We start from the raw sequence: 12,633 nt of genomic DNA on the forward strand, positions 1-12,633 counted from the left end.
TCTGTGCACGACCCGGCCGACCCCGGCTCGTGCACGCCAGCCCGGGCGATCCGCCTGCGCTGATCGGGGGGCGGGGCCTGCGATGGTCCGCCTCCGCCCGCCTCATGCCCCGAGGCCGGCCGGCTCTTCCCGGCCCTCCACCAAGCCAACCGAAACAAGCGCTCCACACATCGCCCGTGTGGAAAGCGGGCGGCGTGCTGCCGAACGTCCGGCACCGCTGACACGCGACGTTTGACAACATCACAACAATCAGGTTATCCGTGAAGAAACATCAGCGACGGATGCCATGACCCTTTCTCGCTTCGCCACGCGCCTGAACTCCTTCGGGTCCGCCCCGCATCTCTTCTGGCCGGACCTGCAGGGCAAGCCGAGCTTCATGCAGATGGCCGAGCGAGCGGCGACCGCAAAGGGCCTGACGGACGTCGATCTGAACTTTCCCGACCATGTGAAGGACGATCCGGCATTGGTCGGCCGTCGCATCAACGATCTCGGCCTCGCCATCAACGGCCTCGCCATGCGCTACTACACGAACCCCGCCTTCAAACTGGGCGCCTTCACGAATCCCGATAAAGCCGTGAGGCGCGAGGCGATCGACCTGACCAAGCGCGGCATCGACGCGGCGCGGGCCATGGGCGCCGACCTGATGACGCTCTGGCTTGGCCAGGACGGGTTCGACTACAATTTCCAGCTCGACTATGCCGAGGCCTGGGACCTGGAAATCGACGGCATCCGCGAGGTCGCCGAGCACGATCCGGCCTGCCGCGTTTCCATCGAGTACAAGCCCGACGAGCCGCGCGCCCATGCGCTCTTGCGCGACTGCGCCACCACGCTGCTCGCCATCCAGGACGCCGGCTGTTCCAATCTAGGCGTCACGCTCGACTTCGCCCATGCGCTCTATGCCGGCGAGCAGCCGGCCTATGCCGCCCATCTCATCCATCGCCGCTCCAAGCTCATGGGCGTTCATCTGAACGACGGCTACGCCAAGCGCGACGACGGGTTGATGGTGGGCGCGGTGCACCTGCGCTCGACGCTGGAACTGCTGCGCCAGATCCGCCGCGACGGCTACGAGGGCGCGCTCTATTTCGACACGTTCCCAGACGCTTCGGGCCTCGACCCCGTGGCCGAGTGCGAGACCAATATCGCGACCGTCCAGCAGCTTTTGGCGGTCGCCACGCGCCTCGACGCCGACAATCGCCTCGGCGAGGCGCAGTCGCGCCAGGACGGCGTCGCCAGCCAGCGCATCGTCAACCAGGCGCTGATCGCGGCGGCCTGAGCCACCCCATCGCGGCGCCGGCCCGCGTCACCCGTCCGGTCTGTTCCAGGGAGGATTTCGCATGACCATTCGACTGAAGGCGCTCGTCGCCGGCTGCGCGCTGGCTCTCACCGCCGGCATGGCGAACGCGCAGGCGCTCGCGCCGCTGAACTCCGACACCGAGACCGACCGCGTGGAATGGAGCCAGCTACAGGACAAGCTCGGCGCCGTGCCCGCCGCCCCGGCCGGCGCCCGCGTCGGCGGCGTGTCCAAGACGCTGACCAACGAATATTGGCGCAGCCTCGGCGAGGGCTATCAGGCCTATGGCAAGAAGGCCGGCGTCGAGGTCGTGTATCAGGCCGCGCAGAGCGAGGGCGACCAGCTCGGCCAGCTTTCGATCGCCGAGACGCTGATCAGCCAGGGCTTCAACGCGCTGCTCTTCTCGCCGCAGACCGACAACAATCTCCAGCCCGCGCTGGAAAGCGCTCAGGCCCAGAAGATTCCGGTCGTCAACGTCAACGACGCGGTGATCCCGAGCGCCACGCATTACGTCGGCAATGTCCAGCGCGACAACGGCGTGCGCGTCGCCAAATGGTTCATCCAGAACCGCCCGCAGGGCGGCAAGGTCGCGGTGATCGAAGGCCAGGCCGGCGTCTTCGCGGCGGGCCAGCGCACGAGCGGCTTCACGCAGACCATCAGCGAGGGCGGCAAGTTCCAGGTCGTCGCCAGCGTGCCCGGCAATTGGGACCGGCAGGTCGCCTACGACGCGGCGTCCACCGTCCTGCAGCAGAACCCCGACCTCATCGGCTTCTATGCCAACAATGACGGCATGGCGCTGGGCGTCGTGGAGGCGGTGAAGGCCGCCGGCCTGCAGGACAAGGTCGTGGTCTTCGGCACGGACGGCATTTCCGACGCCTATGCCTCGATCCGCGCCGGCGAGCTGACCGGCACGGTGGACAGCTTCCCGGTTCTCACCGGCGAAGTGGCGATGGAAGTGGCGCTGCGCCTCGTCGGCGGCCAGGCCATCCCGCGCGTCGTCTCGACGCCGCAGGCTCTCATCACCAAGGACAATGTCGAGACCTTCGCGGTGAAGGGCGACGCGCTGCGCGACGTGCTTCTGAAGCAGGCCGGCAAGTAAGGCGCCCGGGGCCGGCTCCGGCCGGTCCCGCTCCGCCAGGCAGGGGCTGACATCCCCCGCAAACGGCCTGTCCTCGTCTCCGGGAGGGAGCGACTATCCCATGAACACGGCGACCAACGACCGTCTGACGCTTGTCGACATCGGCAAGAGCTTCGGCCCTCTGAGGGCGCTCGACGGATTCTCCATGTCGGTCCGGCCCGGCTCGGTGCACGGGCTGCTCGGCGAGAACGGCGCGGGCAAGTCGACGCTTCTGCGCATTCTCTCCGGCGTGCTGGAGCCCTCCAGCGGCCATGTCGAGATCGACGGCGCGCGGGTGACCGGCCATGGGCCGAACGCCGCGCGCAAGGCCGGCATCGCGATGATCCACCAGGAACTCCAGCATGTGCCCGAGCTCAGCGTTGCGCAGAACATGTTTCTCGGCCGCCCCTTGCGCATGGCCGGCGGCCTCCTGGTGGACCGGCGGGCGCAGGAGCGCGCGGCAGCCGAAGCGCTGCGACCCCTCGACCCGTCGATCGACCCCGGCGTGCCGATCCGCACGCTGAAGGTCGCCCAGCGCCAGATCGTCGAGATCGCCCGCGCCATGATGGAGGACACCAAGGTCCTCGCCATGGACGAGCCGACCTCCAGCCTCACCCCGGCCGAGTTCGAGCGGCTCGCCGTCCTGATCGGCCAGCTGGCAGCCAAGGGCGTCTCCATCATCTATGTCAGCCACAAGATGGACGAGGTGTTCCGCGTCTGCGACCGGGCGACGATCCTGCGCGACGGGCGCAAGGTGACGGACGTCGTGATGCGCGAGACCAGCGAGGCGGAGGTCGTCTCACGCATGGTGGGGCGCGAGCTGTCCACCGCCGAGCACAAGGGCTTCGCGCGGGAGGAGGTGGTTCTCGATGTCGCCAACCTGTCGCGCGGCGAGGCCGTGCGCGAGGCGAGCTTTCAGCTCAAACGCGGCGAGGTTTTGGGCGTTTCCGGCCTCGTCGGCGCCGGGCGCACAGAGCTTTTGCGGCTGATCGCGGGCATCGACAGGCCCGATGGCGGCGAGATCCGCCTGGAAGGGCGGACGCTCCGGCTCGGCAATCCGCGCGCGGCCATCGCCGCCGGGCTCGGCCTCCTGCCCGAGGAGCGCAAGCGAGACGGCATCGTGGCGCGCCGCTCGGTGCGCTCCAACATCGCGCTCTCCTCCATGAAGCGCTTCTCGCGCTTGGGCTTCGTGCGCCGCCGCGCCCTGTCGCGCGAGAGCGAAAGCCTGATGCGCGATCTCAACCTTCGCCCGCTCCAGATCGAGCGGCCGATCGGCCAGTTTTCCGGCGGCAATCAGCAGAAGGCCATCATCGGCCGCTGGATCGCGGCCGGCGCGCGCATCCTTCTGTTCGACGAGCCGACGCGCGGCATCGATGTCGGCGCCAAGGCCGAGATCTACGCACTGATCGAGCGGCTGGCCGCAGAGGGGCGCTCGATGATCGTCGTTTCCTCCGAACTGCCCGAGATTCTGCGCGTCTCCGACCGCGTGCTCGTCATGCGCGAAGGCCGCATCGCGGGGATTCTGGACCGCAAGGACGTGAGCGAGGAGGCGATCGTCGCCCTTGCCGTTCCCCAGTCGGCCCGCCCCACCGCTTCCACCTCCGCACCGAGGTCCTGATCCCATGTCCACGACCGATAGTCTCGACCCCGCCGCCCCGGCCCGCCGCGCCTTCCAGTTCGGCCTGCGCGATGCCGGCACCCTGATCGGCCTCGTCGTCATCGTCGCGGTCTTCGCCGCGCTGACGCCGAACTTCCTGACCGAGCGCAACATCCTCAACATCCTGCAGCAGTCCTCGATCAACGCCTGTGTGGCGCTGGGCATGACGCTGGTCATCATCTCGGGCGGCATCGACCTTTCGGTCGGCCCGACGGCCGCGATCGCGGCGGTGGCCGCCGCCGCGCTCATGGTAGGCGGGGCGCCGGTCATCATCGCCATTCCCGCGGCGCTCCTGTTCGGCATGGCGGCGGGCGCGGTGAACGGGCTGCTCGTCGCCTATGGCGGGCTGCAACCCTTCATCGTGACGCTCGGCACCCTGTCGCTCTACCGCGCCTCGGCGCTCATCTACACCGGCGGCAATCCGGTCTTCGGCATTCCGCCGGAGTTCCGCTCGCTGCTGAACGCCACGATCCTCGGCGTGCCGAGCCCGGTGGTGATCGTCGCCGTGCTGGCGCTCGTGGTCTGGATCGTCCTCAACAAGACGCCGCTCGGCGAGTATTTCCTGGCCGTTGGCGGCAACGAGGAAGCCTCGCACATTGCCGGCGTCCCGGTCGCCATGACCAAGATCGCCGCCTATGTCATCTCCGGCGGCCTCGCTTCGGTCGGCGGGCTGATTCTGGTCGGGCGGCTCGGCGCGGCCGATCCGACGCTCGGCAATCTCTGGGAGCTCGACGCGATCGCGGCGGCGGCCATCGGCGGCGCTTCGCTGATGGGCGGCAAGGGCTCGGTGGTCGGCACGCTGCTCGGCGCCATCATCCTCGGGTCCTTGCGCAACGGCCTGACGCTTCTCAATGTCCAGGCCTTCTATCAGCTTCTCGCCACCGGCCTTATTATCCTCGTCGCGATGCTGATCGATCGCGCGACAAGGGGACGGGGATGAACATTTCCTTCAACGATCCGAGGACCGTCGGTCCTCGGATTCGGATGATGATGCCGCATCTGACGCCGTTGGAGGCACGGGTCGTGGACATGATCCTCGGGCGGCGCGACTTCGACGAGACGACCTCGCTGAAAGCCGTCGCCGAGGATGCCGGCGTGTCCGAGGCGATGATCGTGAAGATCGCCAAGAAGCTCGGCTTTTCCGGCTTCAAGGACTTCCGCGCCGGGATCGCGGACTACAACCGCCTGCCCACGGCGGAGCTGCACCAAGAGCTTTCGCCCGACGACACGGGGCCAGAGATCGCGCAGAAGGTTTTCCGTACGTCGATCCACGCGCTGGAGGAAACGCTTTCCATCCTCGACCCCGAGGCCTTCGAGCGCGCCGCCGACCTGATCTTCGCCGCCCGCCAGCGCGATCTCTACGGCATCGGCGGCTCGGCGCAGATCGCGCGCGACGTCGCCCACAAGTTCCTGCGCATCGGCGTTCGCACCAGCGTCTTCGACGATTCGCACATGATGCTGATGTCGGCGGCGCTTCTCACCGAGGGCGACGTCGCCATCGCCTTTTCCCATTCGGGCCAGACCAACGCGGTGATCGAACCCTTGGAGCTTGCCCGCAAGCGCGGCGCGCGCACCATCGCGCTCACCAATTACGCGACCTCGCCGCTGGCCGAGATCGCCGACGTGGTTCTCTGCTCCACGGCGCAGGGCTCGCCGCTGCTCGGCGAAAACGCGGCGGCGCGCATCGCGCAGCTCATCATCTTCGACGCTGTCTTCGCTGCGGTCGCCCAGCGCGACCTGAAGGCGGCCGAACGCAATCTCGCCGCCACGATGGGGGCGGTCAAAGCCAAGCGACGAAGTTCATGACAGACAGCTCCAAGCCCGCCGCCGTCGCGCCCGTCGTCGCCCCCGTGGTAGTGGTCGTCGGCAGCCTCCACTACGACATCATGGTGGACGCGCCTGACCGGCCCCGGAAGGGCGAGACGGTGACCGGCCATGGCTGGGCGCCGAAATTCGGCGGCAAGGGCGGCAACCAAGCCGTCTCCGCCGCCAAGGCCGGCGCCGAGGCGCGCATGGCCGGCGCGGTCGGCACGGATGCGTTCGGCACCTTCCTCTTGGAGCGGCTGGAGGCGAGGGGCGTCGATCGGCGCTTCGTGGCGGTCATCGAAGGCGCGGCGTCGGGCATGAGCGTCGCGATCTCGGACAGCGAAGGCGACTATGGAGCGGTGATCGTCTCGGGCGCCAATCTCGCGATCGACCCGAATTCTCTTGCCGCCCCCGATCTCTGGCGGAACGCGCGGGCGCTGATCCTCCAGAACGAGGTGCCGGAGGCCGTCAACCTCGCCGCCGCGCGCGCCGCCCGTGCGGCCGGGGCCGTGGTCTGCCTCAACGCCGCGCCCTACCGGCCGCTCGGCGAAGACCTCGCCGCCCTGGTGGACGTTCTGGTGGTCAACGCAATCGAGGCGGAGGAACTCTCCGGGCTCGCCGTCTCCGATCTCGCCTCCGCCGGCCTCGCGGCCGAAGCGCTTCTATCCCGGTTCGAGGGCGTGGTGGTGACGGCGGGCGGAGCAGGCGTCGCCGCAGCCCGGCGCGGCGCGCCTCCCATCGCGATGGACGCGCTGCCCGTCCGGCTCGTCAGCACGCATGGCGCCGGCGACAGCTTCGTCGGCGCGCTGGTCGCGGGCATCGCAAGCGGCATTCCCTTCGAGGCCAGCCTCCAACGCGCCAACGAAACCGCCGCCCGCCACGTCTCGACGCCGCAGTCCTGACCGCGCGCCTGCGGGGGCCGAGTTTGCTATTTGGCCGACGCGAGCGTCTGGACGCTCGGCTCTGCAAACCTTGGACCACCGGGAGCCTGTCATCAGCGCGATCGAACTAGGATAGGCCGTTCCGAACTGAATTCCGCGCTCCAGCATGCGAGCCGGGAAGACATTGAGCGTTTCCCAACCCTGCGCGCGATTGCAAAGCACAACCGCATGTCCTGCAACGGTTTTGAGCTATCCCGGAGCTGAACGCGGTCGAGCAGTTTGTTACGCGCTTTCAATCGCGTCCCGGCCGAAAGCTCGCTTTCCTACCGGCTGCCGGCGCCGGAGCGCTCGAACTCGTCCGCCCGCGCATAGGATTTCTGCGTGCCGCGCTTCGTGACGGAGTCTGCGGCATAGGCGGCGGCGGTCTCCAAGGCGTCGAAGACCGGTTTTCCGGCGGCGTGGAAATGGGCGAAGGCGCCGATGAAGGCGTCGCCCGCGCCGGTCGTGTCGACCGGGGTGACCTTGACGGGTTCGACGCGGCGCGTCGCCTGCGCTTCCACCAGCAGCGCGCCGCGCGAGCCCATGGTGACGATGACCGTGCCGACGCCCTTGGCGATGAGGCTGCGGGCGGCCACTTCCGCCTCCCGCTCGTCGCCGACCGGCAGGCCCGAGAGAATGGCGAGTTCGGTCTCGTTCGGGGCCAGGAAGCTGACGGCGGCGATGCGCGACATGTCGAGATTGCTGGCCGCGGGCGCCGGGTTGAGCAGCGTCTTCACGCCGTTCGCGTTGGCCCAGGCGATCGTGTGGTAGACCGTCTCGGCGGGGATCTCCATCTGCATGAGGATGAGATCGCAATCGCCAAGCTCGGTTGCGGCGGCGTCGATGTCGGCGGGCGAGAGATGGGCGTTGGCGCCGGTCACGATCAGGATCGAGTTCTCGCCGGAAGCATCCACGAAGATCGGGGCGACGCCGGAAGACACGCCGGGAACGCGGCCGACATGCGCCGTGTCGATGCCGTTCGCCTGGAAATTGGCGATCGTGGCATCGGCGAAGGCGTCGTCGCCGACCTTGCTGACCATGACGATCCGCGAGCCGAGCCGCGCGGCGGCGACCGCCTGGTTGGCGCCCTTGCCGCCATGGCCCATCTCGAAGCTCGGCGCTTCCAGCGTTTCGCCGGGCGCGGGCATGCGCGTGACATAGGTCACGAGGTCCATCATGTTGGACCCGACGACGGCGATCTTGTGCGGCATCGAAGCCTCCTTAACGATAGGGTGCGAAGCGGGCGATCTCGGCCGAGGCTTCCGCCGGATCGAGATGGCCGAGCTGAACGGCGAAGGACGCGGCCGCGCCAGGCGGGATCTGGTGAACATTGCCCTTGGCGAGTTCGGCGGCATGGCCCTCCGGCTCGCAGGTCGAGGGAAGGGCGAAGGCCGCCACCGACTGGTCGCCGCCCTTCAGAATCCAGCGAACGGTTTTCGGAAACTGCGACGGGCTGTAGCGCATGAAGAAGGCGTCGCCCTCGCGCTTCAAAAGCATCGCGCGGGTCGTGCCGGCGTCGTCGGTGGCGAGCCCTTCGAGATAGAAGACCTGCTCGGGATCGTAGCGCGCGCCGTCCTCCAGCTTGCGCGAGCCGGACGGATCGGCCGCGAGCTGGTCGATGAAGGCGAGATAGTCCGGGTTGGGCCGGACATGACGCGGCACGGCGCGGCGCACGCGGGTCGCCGCCGGGCTGAACGGCGCTTCCTGAAGGATCTCGGCGCCGTCCGCATAGGCGAAATTGGCGTGGCACATATACATGAGGTCCATCGGCGCGGCCGACAGGTTCTCGACCTGCATCGCCATCTCTAACACGGCGCTCCCTGTGCGCAGCGTCACGCTCGGCCGCGCCCGATAGTGAGCGCCGAAGCCCATGGCGTATTCGGTGGAGCCGGTCACGCGCAGGAACGGTCCGGCCTCGTCCTCCCCGGCCTCGATGCCGGCATCGTCCATCGCCGCGCAGGCCATCTCGCCATGGGCGGGATGGTCGTCGCCGGGACCCGGCACGCCGTTGCGCAGGAGGCCGGAGTGAAAGGCGAAACAGCCATAGGTCTCGCCGATCGTCGCCACGCGCCGGGGCGCCCGGAAGATGCTCTTCATGGTGAGGTCGACCCCGTCGAACCGAGCCGACCAGATCATCTGCCCGAGATAGGGAAGCACCACCAGCTCGCCCCGCGCGTTGCGCAGGCGGATCGCCTCGACGCCCGTGGGGTATCGAAACAGGCTGGCCGTGAGCTCGCCATGCTCGACGCAGTCGCGCTCGACCTCGTCGAACGCGGCGGGCCGCAGATGGAAATGGGTCATCGCGCGCGGTTCCGATAGGCGTTCATCGCGATCACCAGAAGCAGGAAGCCGCCCCAGATGAAGTCGATAAGATGGTTGGAAAAGCGCATCATCTGGAAGCCCGAGGCCAGCAGCATCAGCGCGATCACCGCGATCGACACGCCGGCCACCGTGCCGCGCCCGCCCGCCGGGTTGGTGCCGCCGAGAACGGCGATCAGCACGGCCTGGAGGAGATAGGATGTGCCGTAGTCCGACTTGGCGGCGTTGGTGCGGCCCGACAGCATGATGCCGGCGATCGATGCGAGGACACCCGTCGTCATGTAGGAATAAAGGATCATCCGATCGCGCTTGAGGCCCGCGAAGACGGCGGCGCGTGGATTGGTTCCGATCAGCATCAGGTTGAGGCCGAAGGGCGTGCGCGTCAGAACGATCGCGATTGTGGCGGCGACGAGCAGGAAGAGCACGAGCGGGGCGGCGATGCCGAAGATATTGCCGTTGCCGATCAGGCCCCAATAGGCGGGAAAGCCGGTGATCGCCGGGCCGCCGGTCAGGACGACGCAGAAGCCGGTGAAGATCTGGCCGGTGCCGAGCGTCGCCAGGATCGGCGTGATGCGCGCCTTGGCGATCAGAAGGCCGTTGAGGAGCCCCGCCGACAGACCGACGAGGAGAGCCAGAAGGACACCGGTTCCGACCCGCAGCACCTCCGAAGCGCCGCTCGCCCCGGCTTCCGCCGGCATGTAGCGCGAGAAGTAGACGCCCGCGAGAATGCCCGACAGGTTGGCGATGCCGATCACCGACAGGTCGATGCCGCCCGTCAGCATGGCCAGCATCATGGCGATGGCGAGGATGCCGAGCTCGGGGAAGACGAAGCTGATGGACTCGAAATTGTAGTATCGCAGGAACTTGTTGGGTTCCAGAAACGACATCAGCGCGAAGATCAGGGCGGTGATGACGAGGAGCTGGACGATGTTGTTGTCGCGCGACATGAGACGGCGGACGTCGAAAGTCTGGTTCATCAGGGCCTCCTTCACGCCAGTTTCTTGCGGTCGCGCCACGCCGTGAGGGCGGTCGCCGCGACGATCACGGCGCCGACGACGACGCCCTGCCAGGTGTTGTCGACGCGCATGATGATGAGGCTGTTCTTGATCAGCACCAGCATGAAGACGCCGAGCAGCGTGCCGAGCACCGAACCGCGCCCGCCGAAGATCGACGCGCCGCCGAGCACCACGGCGGCGATCACGTCCAGCTCGAAGCCGACGAAGTCGCGCGGGTTGGCGAGCCAGATCATGGAGGCGTGGAGTAGCCCCGCGAAGCCCGCCAGCGCGCCGGCGAGGCCGTAGACGACATAGACGACGCGGCGGTTGTCGAAGCCGACGCGCTTGGCCGATTCCGCGTCGCCGCCATAGGCGAAGAGGCCGCGCCCGAGCATGGTGCGCGTCAGAAACAACCAGACCGCGACGGCGAGGCCGAGATAGACGAAGAGCATGGCCGTGAGCTGGCTGCCACCGATCTCGATCGTGGTGCGGCCGAAGCCGATCAGCGACTGGGGCATGCGATCGATATTGATGATCGACGTGCCGACGAGCCCGAGCAGAAGGCCGCGCACCACCGAGGCGGTGCCGAGCGTCACGATCAGCGGGATCATGCGGAAGCTATGGATGAAGGCCGCGTTCAGGAGACCGCAGACGAGGCCGATCAGCGTCGCGCCGATGAAGGGCAGAACGACGCCCTGATAGCCGAAATGGTTCATCGCGATGACGGTGAGATACATGCCCGCCGCCGCGAAGGCGGGAAAGGACACGTCGATGCCGCCGGAGATCATCACCATCAGGACGCTGAGCGCCATGATGCCGATGACGACATTGGCGCGCAGGAGATTGAACAGATTGTCGAGCTGCCAGAAGGCCGGGTTGATCAGGCCGATCAGCACCATCGCAAGGAGGAGGATCGCAGCGACCGCGGTTTCGGAGCGGCGGAACAAGGAGGGCAGGGAAGCCATCAGCGTAGGCCCTTCAGGCGGGCGTGGACATCGTCCTCTTCGATCGTGGCGGCGTCGAGTTCCTCGACGATCCGGCCGCGATGCATCATGAGGATCCGGTTGCAGTTGCCGATCAGCTCGGGCACGTCGTCGGAAATCATCAGGACGGCGAGCCCCCGCGTCACGGCGAGATCCCGCAGGCGGCGGTGGATCTCGGCCTTGGAGCCGACATCGACGCCGACGGTCGGCCCGTTGAGGATCAGCACCTTGGGGTCGGTCAGCAGCCATCGGCCGATGATGACGCGCTGCTGGTTGCCGCCCGACAGCTGGCCGACCGGCTTCTCGATGTCTGGGGTGGCGATGCGCATGGCCTCCACCGTGCCGCCGGCCATGGCGGCGACGCGCCGCCGGTCGATGAAGAGCGCGCGCGTCGCCCGCTCGATGACGCTGGAGACGATGTTGCGGGCGATGGACTGGCTCATGAAGAGCCCTTCCGACAGGCGGTCCTCCGGCACATAGGCGATGCCGGCGCCGATCGCCTCCTGGACCGAGGCGAGGCGACGCTCAAGCCCGTCGATCAGGATCGTGCCGCGCCGATCGGGCTTCATGCCGAACAGCGCCAGGGCAAGCTCCGTCCGGCCCGAGCCGAGAAGCCCGCTGAGACCGACGATCTCGCCGGCGCGCAGGCGAAGATCGACGCCCTCCACCAGCGTGCCGACGCTCAAGGATCGCGCTTCGAGCCGGGGCGGAACGGCGGGATCGCCGGTCCAGCGGTAACGCTCGACGCCGATGTCCTGGCCGGTCATCTCGCGCGTGATGCGCGCCTCGTCGAAATCGGCCGTCGGCCCTTCGGCGACCTTGCGTCCGTTGCGGAAGACCACGATGCGCTCGGAAATGTCGAGCATCTCGCTCATCTTGTGGCTGACGAAGAGAACGGCGATGCCGCGCGACTGGATCTCGCGCACCAGCTGGAACAACCGGTCGACCTCGCGTCCCGTCAGCGCCGTCGTCGGCTCGTCCATGACGAGGAGACGCACGTCCGACATCAGCGCGCGGGCGATGGCGACGAGCTGCCGGTCGGCCGTCGACAGGCTGCCGACCTCGGCTTCCAGATCGATGTCGACGCCGAGGCGGGCGAGCGCTTCGGCCCCCAGCCGGCGCATCTCGGCGCGGCGGGCGAGCGAGCGCTTCTCGCTGAGCAGCTTATTGAGGGACAGGTTCTCCGCGACCGTGAGGTTCGGGAACAGCGAGAAATCCTGGTAGATGACCTGGACGCCGTGCGCGATCGCCTCGCGCGGGGTCAGCGCCCGCACCGGCTCGCCGTCGATGGCGGTCTCACCTTCGTCGGGCTGGTAGATGCCGGAGATGATCTTGATCAGCGTCGATTTGCCCGAGCCGTTTTCGCCGGCAAGGCAGACGATTTCGGCGGGTCGGATCTGGAAGTCGATCGCGTCGAGCGCCTTCATGCCGGGAAAGCGCTTGGTGACGGACCGAAGGTCGATCAGGAATTCGGCCATGAAATTCCGTTCGGAACGGTCGGCCATGTCGCCCTCTGGGGGCGCCGCTCATGGCTGCGACGGGACG

At 67.9% G+C, this 12,633-nt stretch carries 10 protein-coding genes and 2 pseudogenes; 7 read left to right on the forward strand and 5 right to left on the reverse strand.

Annotation, left to right across the window (positions count from 1 at the left end; genetic code table 11):
* The first annotated feature begins 286 nt into the window (after window positions 1-286).
* The 7 genes and pseudogenes from AUL32_RS18240 to AUL32_RS18265 all read left to right on the forward strand — a co-directional run bounded on the left by AUL32_RS18240 (window position 287) and on the right by AUL32_RS18265 (window position 6,773).
* Window positions 287-1,273: a sugar phosphate isomerase/epimerase family protein gene (locus AUL32_RS18240; RefSeq protein ID WP_062118141.1), complete on the forward strand. Its 987-nt coding sequence runs from the start codon at window positions 287-289 to the stop codon at window positions 1,271-1,273.
* A 61-nt stretch (window positions 1,274-1,334) separates the two neighbouring features.
* Window positions 1,335-2,390, forward strand: coding sequence for a sugar ABC transporter substrate-binding protein (locus tag AUL32_RS18245; protein ID WP_061978526.1), 1,056 nt, complete (start codon window positions 1,335-1,337; stop codon window positions 2,388-2,390).
* A 181-nt stretch (window positions 2,391-2,571) separates the two neighbouring features.
* Window positions 2,572-3,003: pseudogene (locus AUL32_RS26530) on the forward strand (ATP-binding cassette domain-containing protein); the annotation flags it as partial.
* 318 nt (window positions 3,004-3,321) lie between these two features.
* Window positions 3,322-4,026: pseudogene (locus AUL32_RS26535) on the forward strand (ATP-binding cassette domain-containing protein); the annotation flags it as partial.
* 4 nt (window positions 4,027-4,030) lie between these two features.
* Window positions 4,031-5,005, forward strand: coding sequence for an ABC transporter permease (locus AUL32_RS18255; RefSeq protein WP_062118146.1), 975 nt, complete (start codon window positions 4,031-4,033; stop codon window positions 5,003-5,005).
* On the forward strand, window positions 5,002-5,871 hold the full coding sequence (locus AUL32_RS18260) for a MurR/RpiR family transcriptional regulator (protein WP_061978529.1): 870 nt from the start codon (window positions 5,002-5,004) through the stop codon (window positions 5,869-5,871). The genes AUL32_RS18255 and AUL32_RS18260 overlap by 4 nt, the downstream gene beginning before the upstream one ends.
* The gene (locus AUL32_RS18265) at window positions 5,868-6,773 is read left to right on the forward strand and encodes a PfkB family carbohydrate kinase (RefSeq protein WP_062118149.1); all 906 of its coding nucleotides are present in this window, start codon (window positions 5,868-5,870) and stop codon (window positions 6,771-6,773) included. Before AUL32_RS18260 ends, AUL32_RS18265 begins: the two co-directional genes overlap by 4 nt.
* A gap of 302 nt (window positions 6,774-7,075) precedes the next feature.
* Here the strand turns inward: AUL32_RS18265 and rbsK are convergent, their stop codons facing one another.
* The 5 genes from rbsK to AUL32_RS18290 are packed head-to-tail and all read right to left on the reverse strand — an operon-like array spanning window position 7,076 to window position 12,593.
* Complete coding sequence (gene rbsK / locus AUL32_RS18270) at window positions 7,076-8,002, reverse strand: ribokinase (RefSeq protein ID WP_062118153.1); 927 nt, start codon at window positions 8,000-8,002, stop codon at window positions 7,076-7,078.
* 10 nt (window positions 8,003-8,012) lie between these two features.
* Window positions 8,013-9,092, reverse strand: a complete 1,080-nt coding sequence (locus AUL32_RS18275) for an aldose 1-epimerase family protein (RefSeq protein WP_062118156.1) — start codon at window positions 9,090-9,092, stop codon at window positions 8,013-8,015.
* A complete protein-coding gene (locus AUL32_RS18280; protein ID WP_062118370.1) occupies window positions 9,089-10,087 on the reverse strand; it encodes an ABC transporter permease in 999 nt (332 codons plus the stop codon). The genes AUL32_RS18275 and AUL32_RS18280 overlap by 4 nt, the downstream gene beginning before the upstream one ends.
* An 11-nt stretch (window positions 10,088-10,098) precedes the next feature.
* Entirely contained in the window at window positions 10,099-11,070 is a 972-nt protein-coding gene (locus AUL32_RS18285; protein ID WP_062118158.1) for an ABC transporter permease, read from the reverse strand.
* The gene (locus AUL32_RS18290) at window positions 11,070-12,593 is read right to left on the reverse strand and encodes a sugar ABC transporter ATP-binding protein (RefSeq protein WP_306302899.1); all 1,524 of its coding nucleotides are present in this window, start codon (window positions 12,591-12,593) and stop codon (window positions 11,070-11,072) included. Before AUL32_RS18290 ends, AUL32_RS18285 begins: the two co-directional genes overlap by 1 nt.
* Window positions 12,594-12,633: the final 40 nt, after the last annotated feature.

Origin of the sequence: Aureimonas sp. AU40, from assembly GCF_001463785.1 — a bacterium.
GTDB lineage: Bacteria > Pseudomonadota > Alphaproteobacteria > Rhizobiales > Rhizobiaceae > Aureimonas.